This is a genomic window from Lyngbya sp. PCC 8106, assembly GCF_000169095.1.
Taxonomy (GTDB): Bacteria; Cyanobacteriota; Cyanobacteriia; order Cyanobacteriales; family Microcoleaceae; genus Capilliphycus.
On sequence record NZ_AAVU01000002.1, the window covers coordinates 234,344 to 261,275 of the forward strand.

The 26,932-nt window shown below is 40.6% G+C and carries 20 protein-coding genes and 1 CRISPR repeat array; of the genes, 7 read left to right on the forward strand and 13 right to left on the reverse strand.

Going from position 1 to position 26,932, the window contains the following annotated elements:
* Window positions 1–125: 125 nt before the first annotated feature.
* Complete coding sequence (locus L8106_RS02135; protein ID WP_009782522.1) at window positions 126–650, reverse strand: gamma-glutamylcyclotransferase family protein; 525 nt, start codon at window positions 648–650, stop codon at window positions 126–128.
* Window positions 651–1,113: 463 nt separating this feature from the next.
* Here L8106_RS02135 and L8106_RS02140 point away from each other — a divergent pair, with 463 nt between their 5' ends.
* Entirely contained in the window at window positions 1,114–3,018 is a 1,905-nt protein-coding gene (locus L8106_RS02140; protein ID WP_009782523.1) for an N-acetylmuramoyl-L-alanine amidase, read from the forward strand.
* Window positions 3,019–3,054: 36 nt separating this feature from the next.
* Here L8106_RS02140 and L8106_RS02145 read toward each other — a convergent pair whose 3' ends face one another.
* The 3 genes from L8106_RS02145 to L8106_RS29275 all read right to left on the reverse strand — a co-directional run bounded on the left by L8106_RS02145 (window position 3,055) and on the right by L8106_RS29275 (window position 5,184).
* Window positions 3,055–3,420 (reverse strand): DUF1622 domain-containing protein, encoded by a 366-nt coding sequence (locus L8106_RS02145; protein WP_009782524.1) that lies wholly within the window; start codon window positions 3,418–3,420, stop codon window positions 3,055–3,057.
* A gap of 157 nt (window positions 3,421–3,577) precedes the next feature.
* On the reverse strand, window positions 3,578–3,949 hold the full coding sequence (locus L8106_RS02150; RefSeq protein WP_009782525.1) for a hypothetical protein: 372 nt from the start codon (window positions 3,947–3,949) through the stop codon (window positions 3,578–3,580).
* Between the two features lie 50 nt (window positions 3,950–3,999).
* Window positions 4,000–5,184, reverse strand: coding sequence for a hypothetical protein (locus tag L8106_RS29275; RefSeq protein WP_009782526.1), 1,185 nt, complete (start codon window positions 5,182–5,184; stop codon window positions 4,000–4,002).
* Between the two features lie 391 nt (window positions 5,185–5,575).
* On the opposite strand from L8106_RS29275, the gene L8106_RS02160 reads away from it, so the two are divergent.
* The 3 genes from L8106_RS02160 to L8106_RS02170 all read left to right on the forward strand — a co-directional run bounded on the left by L8106_RS02160 (window position 5,576) and on the right by L8106_RS02170 (window position 9,055).
* Window positions 5,576–6,208 (forward strand): VWA domain-containing protein, encoded by a 633-nt coding sequence (locus tag L8106_RS02160; RefSeq protein ID WP_009782527.1) that lies wholly within the window; start codon window positions 5,576–5,578, stop codon window positions 6,206–6,208.
* Between the two features lie 220 nt (window positions 6,209–6,428).
* Complete coding sequence (locus L8106_RS02165) at window positions 6,429–6,725, forward strand: WD40 repeat domain-containing protein (RefSeq protein WP_009782529.1); 297 nt, start codon at window positions 6,429–6,431, stop codon at window positions 6,723–6,725.
* A gap of 83 nt (window positions 6,726–6,808) precedes the next feature.
* Window positions 6,809–9,055, forward strand: coding sequence for a protein-arginine deiminase family protein (locus L8106_RS02170; protein WP_009782530.1), 2,247 nt, complete (start codon window positions 6,809–6,811; stop codon window positions 9,053–9,055).
* A gap of 60 nt (window positions 9,056–9,115) precedes the next feature.
* Window positions 9,116–9,827: a CRISPR direct-repeat array (repeat unit 37 nt; unit sequence GTTTCAATCCCCTTGCGGGGAATTTTGCTTTGGAAAG).
* A gap of 270 nt (window positions 9,828–10,097) precedes the next feature.
* Here the strand turns inward: L8106_RS02170 and mfd are convergent.
* Window positions 10,098–13,541, reverse strand: coding sequence for a transcription-repair coupling factor (mfd, locus tag L8106_RS02175; RefSeq protein ID WP_009782532.1), 3,444 nt, complete (start codon window positions 13,539–13,541; stop codon window positions 10,098–10,100).
* A gap of 74 nt (window positions 13,542–13,615) precedes the next feature.
* On the opposite strand from mfd, the gene L8106_RS02180 reads away from it, so the two are divergent.
* Genes L8106_RS02180 through L8106_RS02190 form a run of 3 tightly spaced genes read left to right on the forward strand, consistent with a single transcriptional unit; the run spans window position 13,616 to window position 17,333 of the window.
* A complete protein-coding gene (locus L8106_RS02180) occupies window positions 13,616–14,944 on the forward strand; it encodes a hemolysin family protein (RefSeq protein WP_039895342.1) in 1,329 nt (442 codons plus the stop codon).
* Window positions 14,945–15,003: 59 nt separating this feature from the next.
* Window positions 15,004–16,230 (forward strand): GDSL-type esterase/lipase family protein, encoded by a 1,227-nt coding sequence (locus tag L8106_RS02185; protein ID WP_009782534.1) that lies wholly within the window; start codon window positions 15,004–15,006, stop codon window positions 16,228–16,230.
* Window positions 16,231–16,256: 26 nt separating this feature from the next.
* Window positions 16,257–17,333 (forward strand): SGNH/GDSL hydrolase family protein, encoded by a 1,077-nt coding sequence (locus L8106_RS02190; protein WP_009782535.1) that lies wholly within the window; start codon window positions 16,257–16,259, stop codon window positions 17,331–17,333.
* Between the two features lie 70 nt (window positions 17,334–17,403).
* On the opposite strand, the gene L8106_RS02195 is transcribed toward L8106_RS02190, so the two are convergent.
* The 8 genes from L8106_RS02195 to L8106_RS02230 form a co-directional block, all read right to left on the reverse strand.
* Window positions 17,404–18,603: a sensor histidine kinase gene (locus L8106_RS02195; RefSeq protein ID WP_009782536.1), complete on the reverse strand. Its 1,200-nt coding sequence runs from the start codon at window positions 18,601–18,603 to the stop codon at window positions 17,404–17,406.
* Between the two features lie 80 nt (window positions 18,604–18,683).
* Entirely contained in the window at window positions 18,684–20,021 is a 1,338-nt protein-coding gene (locus L8106_RS02200) for a hypothetical protein (protein ID WP_009782537.1), read from the reverse strand.
* Between the two features lie 55 nt (window positions 20,022–20,076).
* Window positions 20,077–21,414, reverse strand: coding sequence for a hypothetical protein (locus tag L8106_RS02205; protein ID WP_009782538.1), 1,338 nt, complete (start codon window positions 21,412–21,414; stop codon window positions 20,077–20,079).
* Between the two features lie 29 nt (window positions 21,415–21,443).
* Window positions 21,444–22,679: an SGNH/GDSL hydrolase family protein gene (locus L8106_RS02210; protein WP_071941362.1), complete on the reverse strand. Its 1,236-nt coding sequence runs from the start codon at window positions 22,677–22,679 to the stop codon at window positions 21,444–21,446.
* Window positions 22,676–23,884: an SGNH/GDSL hydrolase family protein gene (locus L8106_RS02215; RefSeq protein WP_009782540.1), complete on the reverse strand. Its 1,209-nt coding sequence runs from the start codon at window positions 23,882–23,884 to the stop codon at window positions 22,676–22,678. Before L8106_RS02215 ends, L8106_RS02210 begins: the two co-directional genes overlap by 4 nt.
* A 111-nt stretch (window positions 23,885–23,995) precedes the next feature.
* Entirely contained in the window at window positions 23,996–24,160 is a 165-nt protein-coding gene (locus L8106_RS32730; protein ID WP_009782541.1) for a DUF5989 family protein, read from the reverse strand.
* Window positions 24,160–24,570 carry an SxtJ family membrane protein gene (locus tag L8106_RS02220; protein WP_009782542.1) on the reverse strand — a complete coding sequence of 137 codons (411 nt, stop codon included), beginning with the start codon at window positions 24,568–24,570 and terminating at the stop codon, window positions 24,160–24,162. Before L8106_RS02220 ends, L8106_RS32730 begins: the two co-directional genes overlap by 1 nt.
* Before the next feature lie 208 nt (window positions 24,571–24,778).
* Entirely contained in the window at window positions 24,779–26,719 is a 1,941-nt protein-coding gene (locus L8106_RS02230; protein WP_009782544.1) for a carbamoyltransferase, read from the reverse strand.
* Between the last annotated feature and the right edge of the window lie 213 nt (window positions 26,720–26,932).

The following is a 26,932-nucleotide window of genomic DNA, read 5'->3' on the forward strand; positions in this document are numbered from 1 at the left end:
ATTTGTAGGTGTCATAACTCTAAAAACGTAGTCCAAAGACTTAGGCTGGTCAGCTATCTAAGAGAGAGGCGCTTCGGCCCCTGCTCTTTAGAGCGGGGTGCTGACTCATTACTTCACTGAACAATTTATGCTGAACGTAACCAAGGGGATTGAAGTTCCTGCTGTTGAAGTTTGTGCATATGTTCAAACAATTTCCAGCAGTATTCTTGAGTGAGTCCACAAGTCACCGCACCCCGTAAAACCACGTTAAAATACCAATCATTGGGAGCGAGTTCTTCCGGCAACTTATTGATGACAGTATAGGTGCGAACATTCGTGTATAATTCATTCAAATAATAAACTTCAATCCGTTCAGGTTGATAGCCACCGATGTGAATTCCTTGATGAGTATCAAAACGAACTTCTTCGCGTTCATCGAGTAAATGAATCATCCGTTGAGGAAGCTGATAAAGAACCCCTTCCACCGAAGAATTAGGGTCTTTTACGACATCCAGCGCCCCACAATTTCGACGTTGCGATCGCCGATAAAAACCAAGTCGATACCCTTCTAGAATAGCAGGCCCCATCACATATTGATAGGTTGATTCTCCCATGGTTCGCTGTAAGTCTACCGGACACATACAAGAACCATAGGCAAAATAATAAAACATCTCCTCTGTTTGAGGGAATGGGGGTTTTGCCTGACCACAAAACTCCAATCGATTTGTTAATCTCAGCTTAGAATTGAGACTCAACGTGACCTCCTTCTGCAATCAACCTGACGATCTCTAGAAAATAAAAAAACTGGTTCAATTTTGCTGATTTGACCGATAACAAGCCGTATGGGAATAACAAATCATTGATTGAACAGTGAAGTAATGACTACTCGATACAGATATCCATAATGTCCAAGATATCTCTCTCTAGGAACTTGTGTTATTCTAGCAAGTTCACTCTCCAGCATACAATTTCAGTAGATCATTGTGGAGATTCAATTGATACAGATTTATTTTCGACTCAGGTGATCCGTTATAGATCCCCTCTGTCAGAAGACATAATCTGTGATATGATTCTTTAGCTTATGGCTAAGTATAGACTTCTTAAGATTCGTTCGACCTCCTCACTGTGTTAGGCATGGGAAAAACACTATTGCTGCGCTGGATATTCCCCAGTTTAGTCAGTCTATTTTTATTCGTCTCTCCGGCAGAAGCCGCTCAACTGCAATACTGGCGATATGAAGCTTCGCAGAATCGACTCTCCTTTACAACCCAAGGAGGAGTACAACCCACAGCTTCTCTACTCTCCAACCCAACTCGTTTAGTGATTGATTTACCTGGAACAACACTGGGAAGCGTCACTCGCAAACAGTCATTTGGGGGAGCCATTCGAGAAATTCGGCTAGGTCAGTTCGATGCTCAAACCGCTCGTATAGTCGTTGAACTCGCTGATGGATACACCCTTGATCCCCAAATGGTTCAGTTTCGGGGGATTTCTCCGACAGAGTGGACAGTACAGCTTCCTTCTCCGCAAGCGATTGGTGGCCCAACCTCCACAAGCGCCCCAACAGCCAGTCGTTCAGTCAACGTTAACCGCCAAAATTATCCGACTCCCTCTCCTTCGACACAGACTGCTGTTCAACCTCGACCGACAACTAGCCAAACTTCGGTTGATGATGTGGAAGTTCGCGATGACGGAATTGTGCTGCATACTGGGGGGCAAATGCCCCAGATCGAATTTAAGCGCAGTCAAGATGGCTCATGGATGACGGTTGATGTGTTGGGAGCGACTTTAACTTCGCAGTCAAGCGCCTTTCGTCAACGGGTGAGCAAAGATGGGGTGAGTGTTACCCAAGTCACGCAATTATCAAACTCGCCGCCAGTGGTGCGGGTGACAATGAGTACCCCAAACACTCGTCAAAATTGGGAAGCTCGACCTTCTGCTGGAGGGGTAGCGATTTGGCCCCAAGGCAGTACACCTCCCGCCATTCAAGTTTCTACAGGTTTGGCGACGATTGAATCAGTTGAGCTACAAAATCAGACTTATTTTGTCATTAAAGCGGATCAACCCCTAAACTACACTCACGGTTGGGATCGAGAAACCGGCGCCTATGGGATTACTTTTTTCGCGGCTAAACTCCCGGAAAATATTCAACTCCCTCAACGAGAAATCGGTGGCCCGATTCTGTCTACCCGAATTCGTCAAGAAGACCCCGAAACTTTTACCCTTTTGGTGGAACCCGCAACTCGGGTGAAAATTGGACAACCAAGCCAAAATGGCGCCGAACAGCTGATCTTTCCGATGGGGATGAATTTGGCTTCTGTTCCGCCTGTTCCTCCGCCTTCTCAACCCTCGCCTCAACCGCCTACGAACACTAGAACACCTTCAAGAAGTCCTAGACCGCTTTTACCACCCCGTCAATCTCCCCCTTCTCGTCGTCCCCTACCGTTTCCGCCTCGACCCATTGGTTCAGGTCAGCCCACTCTCCCTCGAACTCCTCAAGGACGGGTTGTGGTGATGATTGACCCCGGACATGGCGGGAGTGATGTGGGTGCTGTTGGGGTTGGTGGGTTACGAGAGAAAGATATTGTCATGCCGATTTCCCAGCAAGTGGCGCAAATTCTAGAGCAAAATGGGGTGAGTGCGGTGATGACTCGTGTTGATGATCGCACAGTTGAACTTGAACCTCGTGTGCAGATGGCAAACCGTTTGGGGGCGACTTTGTTTGTGAGTATTCACGCAAATGCGGCGTATCGGGCGGGTGCAACGGGTTTAGAAACGTTTTATTATCAATCGGGTTATTCTTTAGCAGGATACATTCAAAATAGTATGTTGGCGAATTTCAACATGACCAACCGGGGGGTGAAACAGGCACGGTTTTATGTGTTGCGAAATACCTCTATGCCTTCGGCGTTGGTAGAAGTGGGTTTTTTGACCAATAGTTATGATGCGAGTATTTTGGCTGATCCGGCTCAACGGAGTCGTATGGCTTCAGCGATCGCCCAAGGAATTTTACAATATTTAAAGGCAGGGGGTTATTAAGGGTTAAATACTCTAATTTGAAGTGATAAAATGGAGTTATCTCGTAATTCTTTTCTCTTGCAGTTCTCGCTCAGTTTCGAGTTCTTTATTTAGAAAGTAGTTCAAAAAGGTACGAATCAGGGCGATAGCGCCTAACCGAGCTAAGGATTGAAGGCTTGGGGTAATTGTTGTGGCTAAAATATCGGCTCCTAACTGAAATTCTAAGGCGAGTGCTAGCCAAGAACCTAAACACAATCGCAATTGAAAAAAAGGTAAATCTCGCAATACCGAAGGCTGACGAATCACTAACTTGACCGTTGATCCCAAACCAATAATAATACAAAAAACTGAAATGGCTTCTAGTATCAGTTTGGTCAGGGAAACCAGAACAGATAACCCATTTTCAAGCAACTCAATTCCCATAATTCGACTCAGCTAATCAGATTCCCACTCCGAGAATAGTGTGACAGAGAGGTTGATGTCAAAGAGTGAAACTATTTTTTTTGGAAATCGTTGTTGAAAATAGAGTGTTCAGGACTAATAATTAGAGTTGAATCCGAGTCAAGATTAATAATTATCCTCAACTTACTGCCTCTGGAACGGGTTCGCTTTTGAGAGTTTTGAGTTCAGCAACCAGGTTGTCTCCACTACGATGGGCTTCCCAAGGACCCGAGAAACGGGTATCAATATCCCACTGTCCTTGGATATAGTTTTCTTCCTCTGAGATGGTGCCAACATAGCTGATTGATTTAGAAGATGTCATTAAGTAGCGTTTGGTAAAACTCACATTTCGTCCGGTTACCGTACCGCTCAAACGTGCTTCTCCTAAATCACTGTCATCTAAAATACTACCACTGAGGGTATTTCCACTTTGAACAAATGTGGCTTCAAAGCGAGTTGGTACTCCTTGTTGCCAATAGGTTCCGAGCCAAGTTCCACTTAAATCTGCCATAAAATTATTTTCAATCTTATTCGTTTGAGAGTACCCAGACTCAAGATCATTTAAAATAATTTCGAGTTGTGGGGGAGTTGATCATTACAGGTTTTACCAAATAAAGTTTCATAGGTTGTATCTGTAATCCCACAAAAAGCAATCGCTTGCCAAACCCAATTTTGGGTTCGTGGAGAAAGAAGCTGACTATCGGTAATATTCAGGAGTCTCAAACTCGCTGAATTTTTAAATTGACTCGCTTTTTGATCGAATCGAATCAAGGAACCCGATTCATTTGTACGATAGACCCAACGTTCTCGTCCACTAGCGATTTTAACTTGCCATCCGGGTACTAACGCCAGTGTACACAAATTTCCGGGTTCACCCAGTCCTAAACACCCATCCGGCCACATTTGAGATTGGGCTTCGACGATTCGTAAGGCAGAATGAGGTAAACCGGAGCGGTTTGCTGCATCTTGAAACAGAGTATTGGCGACTGAAAGGGGTAAGTTGGAAATCGTTTGATTTCCTTCTAGACGCAGGACTTGTCCTTTGAAGTCGGTTCGATAAACCCAAGTTTGACGACCATTGGAAAGAACAACTCGCCATCCTTCCACTAACATTTGACCACAAAATTCCTCCGATTCAGCTAGTCCTAAACAAGAGTTTGGCCAGGTTTGACGCTCAACATCGGTAATTGTTAATTTTTCTGGAGAAATTCCCGTCTGTTTCGATACATTTTGGCGCACGGCTTCTGCAACCGCTTGAGGTAATGAGTTAATTTGATCAGGTGGTTGAGCTTGGCTATGAAGATCATAGTTGACCAGCTTGACCTGAAGTTCAACGGGAGTTTTGGTTGTCGGTTTGTGGACGTGACTCCCGAATAAAGCACTCGGTAAGACTTTATATATTGAAGGTTTTTGGGGAGAACTACAAGTTGGAGAGGATTGACAAGCTGAACTTTCGCTTTGATCGATCAGATCAGCTTTAAGATCAGCTTTGGGATCAATCTGATTGATCGGTTGCTCAAGAACAGATGAGTCAGATTGAGAAGAAACTAAGTGACTTGTGCTAGCCACTGATGCAGAGGAAGGAGAAACGAGTACACCAGCACTCTCAACTGCTGTTTTGAGAAAAGCTGGGTAGGCTTCCATTGCCAATACCCCAGTCAACATCAATGCTAAAATCAATGGACGGGGGCGCTTCTCGCTTTGTAAAGTTTGAGTCCCTTGTTGTTTGGGAGGGCTAGTTTTCATGTGAAGCATCCGCTATCGCAGTTATACCAACGACAGACTTGGATACCCTGTGAATTGTTTCCTCAGTTGAGCGTAACTTGGCACTACAACTGAGTCGGTTAATTGAATTTTAGCATTTCTCGTTTTTACAGAGAATGCTATAAACGTAACAAAAAGTTAAACAGTCGAGGGATATTTCTAGGTTAATTTGTATACCTTTACACTCTCGTATGGAAAGCCATACATCTAATTTAGAGCCTATGTAAGCCGACTGAGGTTATCTTTTCCAGAGTATCAAAGCCTATTTCATTATAACTGATATATCTCACGATTGCCTAATTATTTAGGTTTTAGTCTCGATTCCTAATCGCGTTAAGGGTAAAATTCTATTCTTTATTTAGAGGTTAAACTCATGGATGTTTTGTTGGAAGGGGGATCGGTTTTACAGCAGCGTGACTATACTTTGATCATTGATCAGAGTCAGAGTATGTCGATTTTTGATCGTTTTGAACAAAAACGTCGTTGGGAAATGATCCAAGAGTCTACTCTGGCGTTAGCAACTCTCTGTGAACATTTTGACCCAGATGGAATTACTGTTTATTTGTTTTCTGACCAATTTAAACGGTACGATAAGGTTACTTCTGAGCGAGTCACTCAGATTTTTAAACATCATGAACCGATTGGACGTGCGAATTTAGCAGCCGTTTTGAAAGATGCGACTGATGATTATTTTGAACGACGGGCGATGGAGATTTCTAAACCCAATGGCGAAATGATTCTGATTATCACTGGAGGCGAAATCGAAGGGGCGGAAGCTGTCAAACAAATTGCAATTAATGCGGCTAATCAACTCAATCGAGATGAGGAATTGGGGATAGAATTAATTCAAGTTGGAGATGATGCTGGAGTGACTCAGTTTTTTAAGGTTTTAGATCGAGAATTGCAAATGGCAGGAGCGAAATATGATATTTGTAATACCGTGACGTTTGAAGATATGGAAGAAATGAGTTTAACTGATGTTTTACTGCGAGCGATCGCTAACTAAAGTTTTTGTTAGTTGTTCTCGGATTTTTAACATCGATTTTACTGAATATGGATTTGTTCATCTGTAATTTTATCGGTAGGGAAAAGCAGAATGAACAAGAATAATTCAATGTTTTTCTGCTTTTTTTTTGAAAAATATCGTCTTCTAAAATTACTCGATCAAGGAAGTTTTGGTAAAACCGACTTGGCGGTTGACGAACACTAAGGCAAACAATCTCTCTGTGCAATCAAACAATTTTATTCTGACACCTGATCAGTACAAACGTCCTCAAACTCTCACTGGAAATTTGGGGTCAATTTCTGAACTGGCGATCGCATTCGACGGTAAGACTTTGATCAGTAGCAGCTATGATAGTACCCTAAAATTATGGGAGGTAAAAACAGGTCGGATTTTAGAAACTTTGATGGCTCACAATCAAGATTTTAACACGATTGCGATCGCCAATAACGGTAAACTGTTAGTCAGTGGGGGAAGTGATAATACGATTAAAATTTGGCGGTTGCAGCAAATAAGTTAATTCTCCGCCTCCTCTATTCAATCTTGCTCAATCGCGGTATTATCTTTTAGTACAATCAAAATCTCAACGTTTGAGGATACGATATGAGTTGGATGCGATACGTTGCTGTAGCATTGATCAATACAGTTGGAGTTGTAGTCGGAATTATCTTGGTTCCGATGCCTCAATTGGTATTGGCTCAATCGTCTCCTAATACTCCTGAGATTGAATACAGAATTGATGAGTCTAGCCTCTACGACGAACCCTCAGAAGTTGTCTCTCCAGAGTTTAATATTACCCCCTCCCAACTCCCAACTCCCCAATCTTTAGAGGATTTATATCGACTGCGTGATCAACTCAAAGCCGACTTAGAAAAAGTTTCAGGTTCTCCCGATGTCTCAAGTTTGGAAGCTTGGGAGTATGAACTTCAACTCCAACAATATCAAACTCGACTGCGGGCATTGCGTCAAACAGAAATCCGTATTCAACGCGAAGAAGAAGCCGCCAAACTTTGGGAACAAGTGACTCAACTGGCTTCACTTGCGGTAGCTACCGGAAAAGAAACTCCACCCGACTGGGAAACTGCCCAAAATCTTTGGGTACAAGCAATTGATACGCTGCGACAAATTCCCTCTGAGACTTTTCTGACTCAACAAGCCATTGAAAAGATTGTAGAATATCAAGGCTATTTAGCGATCGCCACCTATGAACGGGCAATTGTTCAGTCAGAAACTAAAGATCAACCCACCCCTCAAAAAGACTCTCAATATTCGGTGGATGTTCCTCAATTTCCGGGGTTTGAAATGTACGCCGACACCAACCGAGATGGGGTGATTTCAGAAGCAGATGAAGTGCGCCCTACTCAGTGGTCATTGTCAAGCGGGCCGCTAATGTTGTTTAATAATGATGATGACGATCGCGATGGTTTTCCAGATTGGAAAGATCAGATTGTGAATGGGAAATACGACAGTGAAGATTTAGCTGAAGTTCATTTTAAAGTTTCCCCAGAATACCAAGGATCAGAGATTTTTATTCAAACTGATACTCAAGCTGAACCGTTTGTCAATATCTTTCAAAAAACAGCCGGGGGTTGGGTTCCGGTAGATTTAACGGGCGAAAAGGCTTTAATCTTTAATCAAGATATTATTTTAGGGGTAGAAGCCAAACAATTTGCCGATCAAAATTGGACGGGTTTAGTTCGGTTAACAGCAGTTGCTCGTCGAGAGAATCAAGAGATTGCTTCTGATAGTATTCAAATTGGGGTTGCACCTTGGATGATGTCGCCTAATACTGCTGCGGTGTCTGAAGTTCATGTTAGCGATCGCGGTGCTAATCGAGAGTTTATCACACAGGTGAAACAAGTGGTTGAACCCAGTGGCGCGACGACAAAAGTGACTCAAGGTGAGACAGCCTGGATGCAAGATACAACCGAAATTGGTTATGTACAATTCCCCGGTGAAAATACGTTAAAAAGCTATCCAGTGGCGTTACAAGGCAATCGTTCCGGGGAAAGTGATGATTATGCTCAATCGTTAATGAATCGTAATTTTGGCTCATTTGAAGTGGGTGAACCTCGTTCGCTTGATGTCTTAAATCAAGGGTTAGATTGGTATAGTAATTTAGAAGTGACTCCTCCCCTTTCAAATTATCCGATGGGGCGGATTTATTATGGGAAAGCCGAAGAAGAAACGTTACATCCCAATGTGGTAGAATTTCTGAAAGCGCAGCAGGTTCAAGGGCCACCGATTGAGATTGATACGTCTTGGTTAATGGTTCGTCATGTGAGTGAAATTATTAATTTTATTCCCAGTCAAACGGGTGAACCGTTGTTGTTAATTGTTAGCCCAAAAGCGGGGGTTGAACTAATCGAAGAACTGGGTGAAAAGGGCTATGAAGGGGCGGCGATTAATCGGGGTTTGAGTACCCAAACAACCGTCAGGGCGGCTTTGAATAATCGGTTATTGGTTCAGCATAATTTACAGTTACAGCGAGAAAAAATTGATCCGTTGTTAAAGAAACTGAAGCGAGAATTGAATCTCGATGAGGATCAAATAGTGGAAGTTCCGGTATTATTTGGGTATAGTGGATATGCTTGGTGGCCGAACTTAATTAATGTCGTTTCTGTGAATGGGGAATTGTTGGCACCCAATCCTCGGGGAGCGTTAATTGATGGGCGAGATTATGCTCAGGAAGATTTTAAAAGACGGTTGGTTGTAGCGGGGTTAAATGTGAATTTCCTTGATGATAGTTATTATCAGGAACTAAAGGGGGATTTGTATACTGGAACTAATACAACTCGTGAGGGTTCACAACAACCGTTTTGGAATGCGTTACCCACAAGTTTAAAATAAATATCTGTAGGGGTGCAAGGCTTGCACCCTGAAAAAAGGTTCTGAAAACTGTGGTGGCTGGTTTCAATCCCCTTGCGGGGAATTTTGCTTTGGAAAGTCGATTACTTCTTTAAAGGAATAGATGGGTACAAATTGGTTTCAATCCCCTTGCGGGGAATTTTGCTTTGGAAAGAAGGATTAGTTACAGTTAAATTTTATCCTGAGAAAGATAGTAGTTTCAATCCCCTTGCGGGGAATTTAGCTTTGGAAAGGGGTTTCAAAAAAGAGACTCTTATAGAATTGAAGTAGTTTCAATCCCCTTGCGGGGAATTTAGCTTTGGAAAGTTCACCCTGATCGGTATCTAATGCCTGACAGAAGAGTTTCAATCCCCTTGCGGGGAATTTTGCTTTGGAAAGATTCGACATCCCATATATAAGGGAGGAGATTTTTAAAGTCTATGTTTCAATCCCCTTGCGGGGAATTTTGCTTTGGAAAGCATGGAACAATAAATTTTTTCAGCTTAAAGAACAACCAAAGTTTCAATCCCCTTGCGGGGAATTTTGCTTTGGAAAGTCAAAAGTGCTACACTAAACAGCTAGCTATCAGGGTTTCAATCCCCTTGCGGGGAATTTTGCTTTGGAAAGTTAGCTTCAGAATAATTAAACTCGAATAAATCATCACGTTTCAATCCCCTTGCGGGGAATTTTGCTTTGGAAAGAAAATCCTCCTAATCATTGTTATTTTATTCTATGTACGTTTCAATCCCCTTGCGGGGAATTTTGCTTTGGAAAGTCCGCCGATTGAAACTGAGTCTGGGAGGGAATTCTAGAAGCAGTTTTCGTGAACCCAAAAATTAGGTTCATTTCAGGCTTCAAAATTTCCTGACTCCGGCTTGTTTCCCAAAGATTGAAACTGTGAAACTATTTATTTGTCTAGGTTCTGGCGTTTTTCGTCAACCCCCTGGGGTTTTTGCCTCCGCTTCGGTTCACGAAAAATCTAACTACAGACATCATAAAACAGCGATCGCATTTTGTCTACCCCCAACTCCCAAAAACCAGAAAATCAACCGACGGTCAACACTTCCTCTTGCTTCTCACTGAGAACATCCTGCATTTTATCGAACCATTCAATTAAAGATTCCAATTGCTTCGTCGCATTCATCACCCCCAAACCCCTGACGGTGACTTTTCCTTTGCTGTAGACAAACCGAGAATGAAGATGAGAGGGTAGCTTTTCCTTGAGTAAATTCCAAGCGGGTTCCTCCATCGGGGTTTCGAGGAGAATATGTTGTTTGCTTTCGGTATCAGGTTTGATCCGAGAAAAGCCCAGTTTCTTAGCAATTTGCTTGAGTTCCATCACCCGAATTAACTGTTGGGCGGGTGTGGGTATTGGGCCATAGCGATCGCACCAATCTTCTTCTAATCTTGCTAATTCATCTCGACTACTACAAGAAGCAACTTCTCGATAAGCACTCATCTTTTGATCAATATCAGGAATATAATCAGAAGGAATAAAAGCAGTCAGATTCAGATCAATTTGAGTATCATCAACTTGCGGGATTTCTTGACCTTTAATTTCTCGAATGGATTCTTCCAACATCTCCGTATACAAATCAAATCCGATCACATCCATTTGACCCGATTGTTCTGCCCCGAGTATATCACCCGCGCCGCGAATTTCTAAGTCTCTCATCGCCAGTTGATAACCGGAACCTAACTGGGTAAACTCTTGAATTGCCCTTAACCGTTTGCGGGCGTCGTCAGATAAAGCCGCCCTTCCATCTGCATTTACCGGGTAAAATAACCACGCATGGGCTTGTACTCCCGATCGCCCAACTCGACCTCTTAACTGATACAATTGCGCTAAACCAAACCGATGAGCATCTTCGATTAAAATAGTATTCACCCGAGGAATATCTAACCCCGATTCAATAATCGTTGTACAGACTAATATTTCCGCTTCTCCAGCATTAAAAGTAAGCATAATTGATTCTAATTCGGCCGCATTCATTTGTCCATGAGCGACTGCTATCCTCGCACTCGGCACCATTTCGCGAATTTTAGACGATTTTTCCTCAATTCCTTCGATTCGAGGAACGACATAAAAAACCTGTCCGCCGCGATCTAATTCTTGACGAATAGCGGTGCGAATGGTTTCGTCATTGTAGGGAGATAAATGGGTTTTAATCGGGCGACGAGAGGGCGGGGGTGTGGTAATCAAACTCATTTCTCGGATACCTGACAGCGCCATATATAAAGTTCGGGGAATAGGCGTAGCGGTTAGGGTGAGAACGTCTACATGAGTTTTGAGGGTTTTAATTTTTTCCTTTTGATTAACTCCAAATCGTTGTTCTTCGTCTACTACTAATAATCCTAAATCTTTGAATTGAATGGTTTTGCTGAGAATGGAATGGGTACCGACAATAATATCAATTTCGCCTGTTGTTAAGCGTTGTTGAATCTCTCTTTTTTCGCTAGTAGTTCGGAAACGGTTTAATAATGCAATTTCTATCGGATAGGGGGCAAATCGTTCTTTGAGAGTGTGATAATGTTGTTGAGTTAAAATGGTAGTTGGGGCGAGAAATGCTACCTGTTTTCCGGCTGTAACAGCTTTAAATATTGCCCGAATTCCGACTTCTGTTTTCCCAAACCCGACATCTCCACAAACTAAACGATCCATCGGACGTTCGGCTTCCATATCCCGTTTAACGTCTTGGGTTGACTTGAGTTGATCGGGAGTCGGTTGATAGGGGAAAGAATCTTCGAGTTCCTGTTGCCAAGGTGTATCGATGGGATAGTTATAACCCGTTTGTTGGGCGCGTTGGGCGTAAAGTTTCAGCAAATCAACCGCCAACTTTTTAATCGCTTTTTGAACTTTATTTTTGGTTTTCTCCCAAGATTTCCCGGAGAGTTTATTCAGTTGAGGAACTTTCGCGCCTGTACTTCTAAACCTTGATAATGTTCCCACTTGATCGGCTGCAACTCGCAACAACCCATCGCCATATTGAACGACTAAATAATCTCGTGTTTCGTTATTAATGGTGAGACTTTCTAACTTTAAAAACTTGCCAATTCCATGCTGACGATGAACCACATAATCTCCTGGACGGAGTTTATTGGGGTCAACTTGTTTAGACGCCGCCCGACGCCGTTTGCGGATGTAGCTAGGAGTCGCCAGGGAATGTTGACCATAAAACTCTCGATCAGTAATGACAACGACCCGCAAAGTCGGTAAAATAAAGCCTTCGAGTTCAGCCAGTCCGGTATATTTGAGGGCGACAGGGGTATCTTTGATTAACCCATCAATGGCGGGATAGTCGCGGGGGTTGGGAACAAATTTGGATGGACAGTCGTGTTCAGAGAGGAGAGCCACAGATCGACTAGGTTGGGCTGAAACCAGAAAGATCGAAAAATGACGATTTCGTTCTTGGCGGATCAGATCGGCGAGTTTGGCAAATTGATGAGGTGTAATGGGGACGGGGCGACTCGACAGGTTGAGACTGGGCGAACCTGCAACCAGGGGAGAGGGGTTAACTTCGGTGAGTTCAGACAGATAGAGGCGATCAAAGTGGGCGGAAATATCAGCTAAAGAGTCGCTAAACGGACGATGGAGTTTGGGATATGGGTTTGAAGTGCTTTCTTCCGATAAACTCTGTTCGATGTGATCATACCAGCGATCGCCATGGGCTGCACATTGATCGGGTTCATCAACAGCAACTAAAGTCAGTTCGGATAAATAGTCGAGTAATGAGGCGGGTTGGTCAATTTTCCAGTTTTCTGTACCTATTCCCCAAGGGGTAAAATCGGTGGGGGTGAGAACTAATTGAGGGATTTTATCTAGCGATCGCTGCGTTGTCGGGTCAAATTCGCGAATCCGTTCGAGTTCATCCCCAAACCATTCTAACCGCACGGGGAGTTCTGCGGCAACGGGAAAAATATCAACAATATCACCGCGACGACTCCATTGACCTTCAGTTTCCACTAATGAAACTCGTTCATAACCGAGAGTCGCCAGTTGTTCGTCGAGTTGTTTGGAGTCTTGAGTTGTTCCTTGTTTGAGAGTCAGACAATAGGGTTTAAAGGCTTCGACAGGGGGAAGATGGGGTTGTAGCGATCGTTCCGTGGCGACTATCGCAATTTTCCCATTTTCTGCACTTTTTTCACGGGCGTCGGGGTTGACTAAATCTGCGAGTACCTGCATTTGTCCCCAAATCATTTCCTCCGAGTTAGACGGGTCATAGGGCGAACCTTCCGACGTCGGATAAAAATGAACCAACGACCAACCCATTGCTTCGAGTTGGGCTGACCAGCGCCCGGCTTCTTCGAGAGTCGCCGTCACCACAAATAAATTCAGTCCGGCTTCTTGGGCCAGGGCGGAGGCGACCAATCCTTTCGGTAAGCGGGAAACCCCGTTAAGGTAAAGTGATTGATGTTGATTGAGTTTGGTCAGGAGTTCGCGGGTCAACGGCGATCGCGCAGTCGCCCGAACAATCGCAGAAAATGTCATAGATGCTTCAGGAATGGTGTTGTCGTTCTTACCATTTTAGAGAATTTAGCGATTTGTTATTGGGGAATTATCAAATGCTTGCGGTCTTTAATGAAATTTTAATTTTACTGTTGTTGGTTTTGGCGAATGGTGTATTTGCCATGTCTGAGATTGCTATTGTCTCATCTCGTCGGGTGCGTTTGCAACAGTTAGCGAATGCGGGAAACCAAAAAGCCCACACCGCCCTAGAATTGGCGAATACACCGAATCGCTTTTTATCGACGGTTCAAGTGGGGATTACGTTAATTGGGATTTTAGCCGGGGCGTTTGGGGGGACAACGTTAGCGGAGAAACTCGCTGGAAAACTGGATAAAATTTCTGTTTTGGCACCGTATAGTGAGGCAATTAGTTTGGGAATTGTGGTTTGTTTTATTGCTTATTTGTCTTTGATTTTAGGGGAATTAGTCCCGAAACGGTTAGCCTTAAATCACCCTGAACGGATTGCTACAATGGTTGCTAAACCGATGAAATGTTTATCTACGGTCGCCTCTCCGGTGGTGTATTTGCTGAGTAGTTCGACTGAGTTTATTTTACATTTATTGGGCAGTGAAGTTCCCAATGAACCCCAAGTTACCGAAGAAGAAATTAAGGTATTAATCGAACAAGGTACACAATCGGGTATTGTCGAAGAAGCAGAACAAAATATTGTAGATCGGGTGTTTCAATTGGGGGATCGTCCGGTGCATGATTTGATGACGCCTCGCCCAGAAGTGGTTTGGTTGGATTTAGAAGAAACTCCCGAACAAAATCGCCACAAACTGAATAATAGTTCTTATACTAGAGTGTTAGTTTGTCAGGGGGGTTTAGATAATGTATTGGGGTTTGTCCGGGTGACGGATTTATTATCTCAAACCTTATTAAATCATCCCCTAGATTTAACTCGTCCGTTGCGACGTCCTTTGTTTGTTCCCGAAAGCACTTCGGTGTTAAAAATTTTGGAAATGTTCAAACAAACCGGAACCCATCTTGGAATAATTGTGGATGAATATGGAGTGATTCAAGGGTTAGTAACATTGAATGATATTTTGTTAGAATTGGTTGGTGATATTCCCGCTGTTGATCATTTGGATGAACCGCAAGTGATTCAGCGCGAAGATGGGTCTTGGTTATTGGATGGAATGTTGGCGGTTGAGGACTTTTTTAAATTGTTTAAATTAGAAAGGTTTGCCCAACCGTCACGGGGTAGTTATCATACAGTCGGGGGTTTTGTGATTACTCATTTGAGTCGAATTCCTTCAGTTGCCGATCATTTTGAATGGAATGGGTTAAGAATTGAGGTGGTTGATATGGATGGAAATCGGGTGGATAAAGTGTTGGTGATGCCGATTATTGTAGACCGAATGCCCACTAATTTACAGCCGTAGATAGTCTGATTTAAGATTGCTATCGTAGAAAATCTACAGTCTTTGATATCTTGAAGTTTATGTTAAAATCCCTCAATTCAGTTTCATTTAAACAGATTCGTCAAGCTTTAATTTTACTGTTTTGTTGGACGGTTGTTCCTTTGTTTTTAGTAGAAGTCTTGATGATTGTCTTAGAACCTTATTTGTTTAAAGGGTTGTATCAATATGATCAAGATTTGGGCTTTAAAATCCGTCCCTATGCCAATGGAAATAATCAATTTGGTTTTAATGATCAAGATTATTCGTTAGACAGGGAAGCGGGAAAATTTCGGATGTTAGTGGTTAGTGATTCTTTTAATTGGGCGGGGGGAAAAGAGGGAAATTACACGGCTTTATTAGAGAATGAATTTACCGAATATTATGGTATTAATCAAGTTGAAGTGATTAACACAGGTTATCCGGGAACCCACACGGGAGAACAGTTGGAGATGTTGAAAAAGTTTGGTTTGCAATATCATCCAGATTTAGTGGTTTTGGGGTTTTTTGTGGGAAATGATTTTATTGATGCTGACCCTAACCGTAAGCGAATTATTGTCAATGATATTTATATTGATATTGATAAACGGGAAGAATTGGTTATCTTTGGTTATCCCATTATCGGACAGTCGAGATTATGGCTATTTATCCAACAAAAGTATAAAATCTTTCAAGAAGCCGCAAAATCTCAACAAGCGTTAGAGTCTGGGGAAACGTTAATTGCTTCTTCCAGTCCTCAACTGTTGGGTCAAAATTCTCGCCCTCCGGTTGAACAGTCTCCGGGTATTCTTTCCTTAGAAACGTTTTTAGAAGTTGAGAAAAGTCGCTTGAGTTTTTGCCGAAAACAGGACTTAGCAGAAGGAAAAAGAGATACAAATATTAACTATATTCTCCAGAGTATTTCTGAAATGAATCGAATTCTAAAAGAGAAGAATATTCAGTTTATTGTCGCTATTTATCCCGATGAGTTTCAGGTGAACCCAAAGTTATTTAATCAAGTTGTTAATCAGTTTGAACTTGATCCCCAAGATTATCAAATTAACTGTATGCAAAATATCCTCAAACAACATCTAGAAGCCAAAAATATTCCTTATATTGACTTTTTAGAACCATTTAAAACCGAACAACAAAAACAACATCTCTATCTCCTTCAAGAACCCCATTGGAATTCTGCGGGAAATCAACTCGCGGCTGAGATTTTGTTTGAAAATTTGCGGAAAAAGACGGATAATTATTTTCAGTCTTTAGTGAAACCTTCCGCTTCCAAATAACTTTATTTAAAATAATTTACATCAAAATGCTTAAACTCAAACAAGTTAAATCCTTCTTTCTCCAAACCTTAATTATCACCACAATCACGTTAATTTTATCAGAAATTACCTTTAGAATTTACCACAAAATTAACCCAACCTTCCTCTTTACAGATCGTTCCTACAACCGTTGGCGAGGAAAACCTAATTCTCAGGATTTTGACTTTACCTTAAATTCCAAAGGATTTAAAGATGTCGAATTTACAACCGAAAAACCCGACGGAGTTTATCGAATTATTGGAATTGGGGATTCTTTCAGCTTTGGAATTGTTCCCTATCAATACAATTATCTCACAGTATTAGAAGAAAAACTTAATCAAAATAATCAAAAAATTGAATTGATTAATATGGGAATTCCCGGAATGGGGCCAAAAGATTATTTATCGTTGTTAGTCAATGAAGGGTTAGAAGTTCAACCGGATATGGTGTTACTTTCCTTTTATATTGGCAATGATTTTATGGATAATCAATTCAAAGCAAAAGAACGACAAGGGGATAAATTTTATGTGATTTCTTTTGTGCGATCGCTGATTAAACTTCAAACCCAATACGAAGGCTTAGTTTTTAATCCCAGTAATAGTTTAACATACGTTGACGATGCACCAACCCACAATGATGAGTTTTACCTCAATGATACCAAAAATAAAAGTAATATGTTCGTTAAAAATCCAGCAGATGACATCTTTGAGGGATATGTAAAAGATGCGGTGAGTGATATTCTCAAAATCCAGGAAATCTGCGACTATCGCAATATTAAGTTAGTGGTTGTGATTATTCCTGATGAAGTTCAAGTTAATCAAGAATTGCAATCAAAAATAGTCAAAATGTTTGATTCAGATGATCCTGATAAGTTAGATTTTCGACTTCCTAACCGAATGTTACAGGAAACGTTTCAAGAAAACAATATTGAATACATTGATTTGATGGATGAGTTTGTTGCGGCATCTTCTCAAACCCAACTCTACAAACCCAACGATACTCACTGGAATATTGCGGGAAATCAACTCGCCGCAGAAGTTTTATTTCAAAATATATTAGAAAAATACCCCAATCAATTAAAATAATTTGGTATCATTTCACTAAAATAGACGGTTTGATGTGTCAATTGTTGTTCCTCAAACCTTGAAGACAAAATTAGTTATTTTCTGGAATAAAAGGTAATGTAACTGTAAAAATAGATCCTTCTCCTACTGTTGATTTTACCTGAACTTCTCCTTGAAATAATCTCACAATTCTACTCACAATTGCCAGTCCTAAGCCTACACTTTCTAGAGGATTTTTAATAGGATCAACTTGAAAATAGGATGCAAAAATATTAACTTTATTTTCTTCAGAAATCCCAATTCCTGTATCGGAAACTATGATAGACCATTCTTGCTGATTAAGTTGCTGACAAATTACTTTAATATTTCCTTTTTTTGTATACTTAATAGCATTACTAACTAAATTACTAACCAGTTGTTGGATACGAAGTGGATCAGTAAGAACTTGTAAGGGAGCAAGTTTAATATCTATAAAAATTTCAAGTTTTTTAGCTTGAGCTTGGGGTTGTAATCCTTCTTCTACGATTTCTTGAATCAAAGAACCCACATTAGTTCTTTCTAAGTTAAGTTGCATACCACCCTGATCATAACGAGAGATTTCTAACGCATCATTAATAATCTTTAAAAGCAGTCGTCCATTCCGAAGTACCCGTTCAATTGAATCTAGGTTAGTGGCTGTAACTTTATCTTGAGACTTTAAGCGTTTTTGTTGTTCTCGAATTAATAAATCAGAATAACCAATAATTGAATTCAGAGGTGTTTTAAGTTCGTGAGCCAGGTAAGCAAGGTTATCTTTTTGTACTTGAAGAAGGCGAGTTAGCTCTTGATTTGTTAATGTTAATTGACCTTGCATTTGTTTGAGTTCATTGAGCCTGGCATCAATATAACTTTCTATGCTATTGACAATTATTGTATCTAAAACACCATCTAGAATTTTAATAGCTTGTAGTACCTCATCAACTGAACCTGTGCGGAAATCTGGATGTAAAACATCTAAAATAATCATTCTTAGGAGGCGATATTCTCGCATGATTTCTGCTGTATCATATCCCTGTTCAGCTCGTACAAATCCATGATGTAAACTCTTTTCTTCTAGTTGCTCATAATCACCACATTGTTGTCGTGAAAGTAGCTTTGCAACTTCAGCAAGAACCTCGGGTAGACTATTCTTGACCGCTTGATATGCAAGCTGTTTAGCACTATCTATTTCTCCATCGTGATGAACAGCTTTTACCCATCGCTCAACAATCAGTTCTAACTGGTTTGATAAACTTTGCCCCAGATCTTTCATCTCAAATAATAATATATTCAGTATATATCAAATGTTAACACAAAGATAAGTGGAATATATTTTTGAATTTGTTTATCTTATTAATTTTGGGTTTTATTCTCAAAAGATTTATCCGTTAACGTCTCCACAATTGAACGTCCAATATAAGTTGAAAAAATCTCCTCGCCCCTGGCATTATAGTGACAGCAGTTATCTCCATAAACAGGTTCATCGACCTGATCAAAAATATTTAGAGCATTAAAAATATTAACATTATTTGCTTTCAACTCATCAATTTGTTCAATTAACAAAGGATAGCCAATTTTTACTCCTTTATCGTAGGGACTCGCCTCACTGAAAGCAATTTTCTTTTCAGCTTCACTAAATTTTCGATTCGTTTTCCAATACTGATTAGGTTGAAAAAAGTGAAAATAGGGAATATTGTTAGCGGCTGCAACTTGGTGCATTAATATAGAGGTTTTCGCCCAATAATCAGCCACCTGTTCAAAAAATACAGCATCCGGTAAAACAGAATCTTGATTATAAAAGAAAATCACACTTTCTTGATCTTCATCTAGGGGTTTATTTCTATATCTCTCAAATCTTTGGAGATTTTCTCGATAGTTTTTAACTAATGTTTGAACATAAACTGACATGATGGCATTACAGGATGCAAGTTTACAGTCTTGTAATGTTTCAAGGTTATCACTTAACTGTTCTTTATTTTCTTTGATTTCTAGCAGCGTTCTTAGGGCTTTATCAGATAAACTATTATTTGCAAGTCCGGTTAAAGGTTCGATATGAGCGGGACTCGGCATGGCTAAATCGAGTTGGCGTTGATTGTTAAGATTCGACAAAGCTACTTCATTAAAACCATCAATATTAATAATCAAATCAAACTTTTGACCCCGAGCCAACATATAGTTTAAAATTAATAATTGTTGGGGTTGTTTATATCCACCAATTGCAAAAGATAAAATAATAATTTCTTTGTCTTTGTATTCGGGGACTTGCTGAAGTATTCTTTCTAAAAGCTTACTTTTGACCTCATAAATTGAGTAGTTAGAAGCAACAGAACCTCCAAAAACTCCAACAATAACTTGATTGTCATTTGTTTTTTGGAAGGGATAATCATAGGGAGTAATAAACCCATAATTATTATACTTAAAACCCGGTCGAAAATCGGGGCCAGGTTTTTGAACGAACCCAAAAAAAGGATGTAAACGTTCAACAATCGATTCTCCTCCGACTCGAACTCCTTCTAAATTAATCCCCAAATCTTGATAATTTTCTGACTTTTCACGGGTATAAAAAAACTGTTTATTTCTAATCAAGTAGAACGCTAAAGAACCCAGTTCGAGAAATACAAATAAAAGCACTAGGTTAATAACTGTTAGCTTGAATCCTTCTTGAATAAATTTAACGTTAAATTTTTTCATTGTTTATCTTTTTTTGGGTAATATTTAGAGATCATCAAAACTGAGCCGAGATTTTTTAGGGATGAAAAGTTCTTATAATTGACTGAGCGACATAATCAGTTAGGATATCCTGTCCAAGTTGATTGTAATGACAACAACTATCTCGATAAACCGTTTCGGAAGTCTCATCTAAAATTTTAACAGCATTGAATAGGTTTATACCATATTTTTGCATTTGTTCAGCTTTTGAAATCAAAACTGGATAGCTCTTTCGAGCAGCTTGATGATAGGGACTCTCCCAAATCATTTGCTTTTCTGCTGATGAAAAAGTCCGTTCAGTTGGGTAATGTTGATTAGGTTGAATCACATGAAAATAGGGAATCTGACGCATTGAAAGTAAATGAGACATCATCAGAGAAGATTCAAACCAGTTATTGACGGCTTGATTAACCGCAACTTCATCTTCTAAAGCTTCTGATTTTTTAGATAACGCAATTAGACTTTTTTCAGAATGAATTGCTGTGGATTGCTTCTGGATTTGATGGCGATCAAAATCGCTGACTTGCTGCTGATAAGTTTTAGATAAATATTTTATTTTTAGCTGATTTATTGCATAACACCAAGCAAGTTGACATTGATTTAATTGTTTGTTTACCTGTGTTAGTTTTTGTTTGGTTTTGATCATTTCTCCCATTGAAATAATCGCCGATAAATCCGCATTTACTAAACTCATTAACGGTTGAAAATGTTGAAAACTTGGCATTGTCAAATCTAGTTTAGCCTGGTTATTTAAAGGAGATAACGCCAGTTCATTAAAACCATCAATATTAATCACTAAATCAAACTCTTGACCCAGAGACAAAAAATAACTTAAAATCAACAGTTGTTGGGGTTGTTTGTATCCACCATTCGCAAAGTTCAAAACAATAATTTCTTTGTCCTCAAACTGCGGTAAAGATTGGAGTTTCTGAATCAAAGTTCGAGGATGAGAAGGATCAATAATTTCATTGACACTAAAATCACTCGCAACTGACCCTCCAAAAATACCAATAATAACTTGATTAGAATGAGTCTTTGTATAAGGATAATCATAAGGCGAGAAAAATCCGTAATTATTCACTTTTAAGCCGGAAAGTTCATGGTTATAGACTCCCGGTTTCAGAACATAACCAAAAAAGGGATGAAAGCGAACAAGAATAGATTCATTGTTTAATGTTTTTTGAGATAATTTTGTAAAAATCAAAGATTCTTGATTGGGTTTAACTAATTTTTGGGGTAAATAAATAATGCGTTTTTCAGTAATCCAAAGAAATACAAATAATACGGCTTCTGTTAAAAAAAACAACATAACTAAGTTAACAAACCCCACAGTTAGCCAAGGTTTTATTTGTTTGATAACGGGTAATTTTTTCATGCTTTGATATGATAAAAATTAATCAAAAATCAGGGTGTTTTATTTTGCTTTTTTACCTGTTGCTGAGATGTAATTTGCTGACAAATTTGATTCGACATTAACTCAGCAGCAACTCGATTTCCGTCTCGATTCCAATGACCTTCACAGGGAAACGCATTCTCAAAACCATGCAAACACTCGCCTTTTTCTTCTGCTACTTTTTGTAGAGGTTCAGCTAATCTAAACACAGTAAAATCTTCTCGTTCACCTAACGCTTGAATACGCTTGTCGGGGTAAAATAAATCTTGAATATCGTATTTTTCCATGAACTCTTGGCGTTTATCCGGTTGGGGATGAACTTGATAAGAATCACTAATCGTAAACACCATAAAATCAACACCTTGCTGTTTAACTTCATCCTGAATTAACGTAATTAATCCTTCTGTAATTTTCCAAGCTTCTTCCCAATTTTCATCGGGGGGTTCTTTGTAGAAATTGATATTCGTTTGTTCGTAATCTTGTTCAAATTGACGCTGTTTTGCTGTCGCTTCCGCTTGTCGAATCAGTTGTAAAATCCGAGAATTTTCTAACAACCAACGGGGTAAATAATCGAGTCTAGAAGTTGAATAGTAATCCCGTTCTAATTGGGTTAAATCTTGAAAAGAATTATCAATCACCCATTCGCCATTTTCTAAGGTAAAGTAAGGACGAAAATGATCATGTTCTAAAGGTTTATAATTATTACGGATATCATTGCCTGGATAAAAACCTAACAAGACTAAATCCGGCGAAAATTGCCAAACATGATGGCGTAATGTCATCAATTCTTGGGCGGTACCATAACCCTGAACTCCAAAATTTAAAACCTCAACATTCTTCCCATTTAACACCGAACATTCAGCTAATTTGTCTTCCATAATTGCTGCTGCGGTATATTCTAACGGAACATGAATTGCTTCAACAAATGAGTCTCCTAAAAACGCAATTCGATAGGTATTTTCAGGCTTATTCACAGTTCGTTCTTGATCACGCATTCCGCTACTATTCATCTGAACTCCGGTTCTTTCCCCTTCCCCCGCCCAAACCGTCACCGCATTCGCCCGAGGCGCCCAACCGCGATCGGGATCATCAACTCGATAAGCGAGGGTTTCTGACTCAGGATCGGGCGGTAATGGTGCCTCAATTCCCGCTACCCGTAAACCGATTTCACCGATAAAAATTGCCAAGATAAAACTTCCACAAACTAAGCCTAAATTAATGATTAAAGGTTTAAGGTTCTTGGTCATTTTTTCACCTGTTGACATAACTGATTTGCAATTAATTTTCCGGCAAATTGATGTCCGTCTGGGTTCCAATGTCCCGCACAAGGAACTGCTTTTTCAAATCCATGTAAACAGACTTGATTTTCTTCTGAATAGGTTTGAAACGGTTCAGCTAAGTTTAAGACGGGAAAACCTTCGCGATCGCTCAATTTTTGGAGTCGTTTATCAGGGTAAAATAGATCTTCAATTTGATAAGTATCCATAAACGATTGACGAAAAGCTGGATTCGGATGAACTTGCATCGGATCAGCAATAGTTACTAATAAAAATTCGGCATTTTTTTGTTGAACTTCCTGATTCATTAGAGTGATTAAATCTTCAGTAATATTCCAAGCTTCTTGCCAAACTGGATCGGTGGGTTCTCGAAAGTTTTTAGCATTAAGTTTGTTTAAATGTTGAAGTAAATTTTTTTGCTTTAAATCTCGTTCGGCTTTTTTAGCAACTTGTAAAATTCTCGAATGATTAACCAACCCGCTTGGTAGTCGATCAACAGCCGTAATCCAATAGCGATCGCTATGTTCAAGCGATAAGTTTCTAAAGGAATAATCCGGCACTAATTCCCCATCTTTATATACAAAAAACGGTCGATAATGATTACTTTCAAGTTGTGCTGAATTATCAATTATATCATTGCCAATAAAAAAGGAAAGAATCACAATATCTGGGTTATAATCCCACACCTTTTCACGTAACATTAATAATTCTTGGGCGGTACCATAACCATCCACCCCAAAATTCATCACTTCTACTTTTTTTCCTTGCAACTCGGCACAATTTTGTAATTCTTTTTCGATGGTAGACCAGTACGTTTGTTCAACGTCAACCTGCACCGCCAACGTAAAAGAATCCCCTAAAACAGCAATTCTAACGGTATCTTTTCCCTTTGTTTTTGGGTAAATCTCATCTCGTAACCCCTCAATATTAATCTTAATATAAGCTTCTCCTTCCTGCCGCCACCAACCCGAAGCCCCCGGTCGATTTGTCCAGCCCAAATCAGGATGAGACATCGTATAAAAAGAAGGCGAAAAATTACCATGACCCGGTTGAGGTAACTTTTTTAACCCTTCAATTCCCGCTAAACGCAAACCAATTTCTCCAATGAATACGCCAAAAAAAACACTTCCCAGTGTTAAACCTAGATTTAATATCCAAGCCTTGCGTTTACCCATTCTCCTCTGTTTATATTCACAAAAATAAAGCTCTGTAGAGACGTACTTTGGCACATCTCTACAAGAATACTTCTTAGTTTTTTATCGCTTCCGTCTTCAATTTGTTTAAATTTAGAACAACGTATAAATAAACGGAGCGATCGCAGAACCTTGAGAGAGAACAATCAACGCCCCCAACAAAACCAAAGTAATAATCAGAGGCAATAACCAATACTTTTTGCGTTCTTTCATAAACGCCCACAAATCTTTTAAAAAGTCTAATGTTGCTTCAAACACTAGAAAGGACGCTCCATACTTTCACGATTTCTAACTTGACTTCCAACCCGATAGGTTGAGATATTTGGGTTCAATCCCCGTTGCATGGCATCACTACCGAAAATTCGTTTCATCAATGCCATCGGTGTCATCATAACGTAAAACACCATCCCCAGGATAATCCGCGTATTAATCCAGCTTAAAACCAAACCAACCCGCATCCAACCGTGATAAATCGGATCAAGGGTACCGGGTATAATCAACGCCCACACCGCCAAAATTGACCCCAATATCCAGGGCCATAGCGGAGGAGGCCAGTGTCGAAAAACGAGAGGAAGTAGAAACCCAAACAACCCCGCAAAAATTGCACCTGTTGTTAGTCCGAACTCTCGTAAACCTTTTTTGTCAAGCTTGGGAATATCGTGATCCATTTTTTGTTGATTGAGTGTACAAAACTAAGCTGAAATTGTCTCATTAAGCTCCATTTTATCCCCCCTAGCCCCCCAATTATGCGCCCCCCTAGCCCCCCAATTCTGGGGGGAATTAGAGTTCAAAGTTCCTCTTTTTCCCCATTTACCCCCAATGTTGGGGGTCACGGGGGCGGGGTCACGGGGGCGCGGAATGATCGGGGGATTCAAATTAATCTAACTCAAATTCCTGTTTCCAAGACTCATCTTTTTCCCAGGGCGTTTGGTCAGATTTAGCGAGAAGATAGTTTTCTAATACTAAATAATCCATCTCGGTTCGCATAAAACAGCGATAAGCATCTTCTGGTGTACAAACAATGGGTTCACCTCGCACGTTAAACGAAGTATTGACAATCACACCACATCCGGTTCGTTTTTCAAAGTGGGAAATGAGATTATGATAGCGAGGATTTGTGTCTTTATGAACCGTTTGTACCCGTGCAGAATAATCGACATGAGTAATAGCTGGAATTTCTGAACGCGGAACTTTGAGTTGATCAATTCCAAATAATTGTTGTTGTTCAGTCGTCATAGAAATGCGAAGATTTTCTTGAATTGGCGCCACTAACAACATATAAGGACTCGGGGAATTCATCTCAAAATAATCAGACACTCGTTCGGCTAAAACTGACGGTGCAAAGGGTCGAAAAGATTCCCGATATTTAATCTTTAAGTTCATCACCGACTGCATTTTAGAGTTGCGGGAATCGCCAATAATTGAACGTCCACCCAACGATCGCGGCCCAAATTCCATCCGACCTTGAAACCACCCAACAACGTTTCCTTCGTCTAAAATTTCCGCCAAACGGGGCATTAATTGAGCATCTTCTAATCGCACATAAGCCGCGTTAATCGAATCAAGATAAAGTTGAATTTCCTCATCACTAAATCTTGGCCCTAAATAAGCCCCTTTCATCCGATCTTTGGGAGCGGGAATAGCTTTTGATTTGGGTTCTAAAGTGGCAATTTTAGAGTTTTGAACTGGGGGAGTTTCTACAGTTGCAGCAACTTCCGCGAACACTTTCTCCGCTTCCACCGTTCGAGGTTGATTGTGATATTGATACCACACCGCCAAAGCCGCCCCTAACGCCCCTCCTGCGTCTCCGGCTGCGGGTTGAATCCAAATGTCTTTAAACGGCCCTTCGCGCAAAATACGACCGTTAGCGACACAATTTAACGCTACCCCTCCCGCCATACAAAGATAATCAACATTCAGTTCTTTTTGAACCGTTCTTGATAACCGTAAAACCACTTCTTCGGTGACAACTTGTATCGAAGCGGCGATATCCATTTCTCGTTGAGTGAGTTTTGTTTCCGGCTTACGAGGCGGCCCTGCAAACAGTTGATCAAACTTTTTATTCGTCATCGTTAAGCCGACGGTGTAGTTGAAATAATCCATATTCAACCGAAACGTGCCATCGTCTTTTAAATCAATTAAATGGGTGAGAATTGTATCAACATATTTGGGCTGACCATAAGGCGCCAACCCCATGAGTTTGTACTCGCCCGAATTGACTTTAAATCCCGTATAGTAAGTAAAGGCAGAATACAACAAACCCAACGAATGAGGAAAGTCAATTTCCCACTGCGGAGTCAGAGTATTACCTTCACCTAACCAGACAGTTGTTGTCGCCCATTCCCCCACACCATCGAGACACAAAACCGCCGCCTTTTCAAAAGGACTGGGAAAATAGGCAGAAGCCGCGTGAGACTGATGATGTTCAGAAAACATCAATTTCGGCAGTTTGGCCCGTTTAACACCGAGTAAATTGGAAAATTCTTTTTTTAATACAGTTTTGAGGTAAAGTTTTTCTTTCAACCAAACAGGCATCGCCATTATAAACGAACGAAACCCATTCGGGGCATAGCTGAGGTAAGTTTCGAGGAGTCGTTCAAACTTGACTAAAGGCTTATCGTAGAAAACAATATGATCAATATCAAAAAGGGTAATATTGGCTTGTTGTAAACAGTAGCGGATCGCGTGTTCAGGAAAGCGGGAATCGTGCTTTTTTCGGGAAAATCGTTCTTCTTGGGCGGCGGCGATAATCTCTCCATCTCGGACTAGAGCGGCTGCACTATCGTGATAATAGGCTGAAATTCCCAGTATGTGCATAAATTTAGATCTCCTCACAAATTGCGCTATCCGGACTTGGGCGATCGCTTGGCACGGGGTGCGCTGACACTACTCATCAAAAATATCTTCAGATTATACCAACGACGGCCCGACTCCGACGGAAGATTCCGAAAAAAGAGATTAATTCATAGACAGAGAGGGAACAGTTATCACTTCTAACTTCTGCCTTTTGCCTTCTGAGTTCTACTCAAT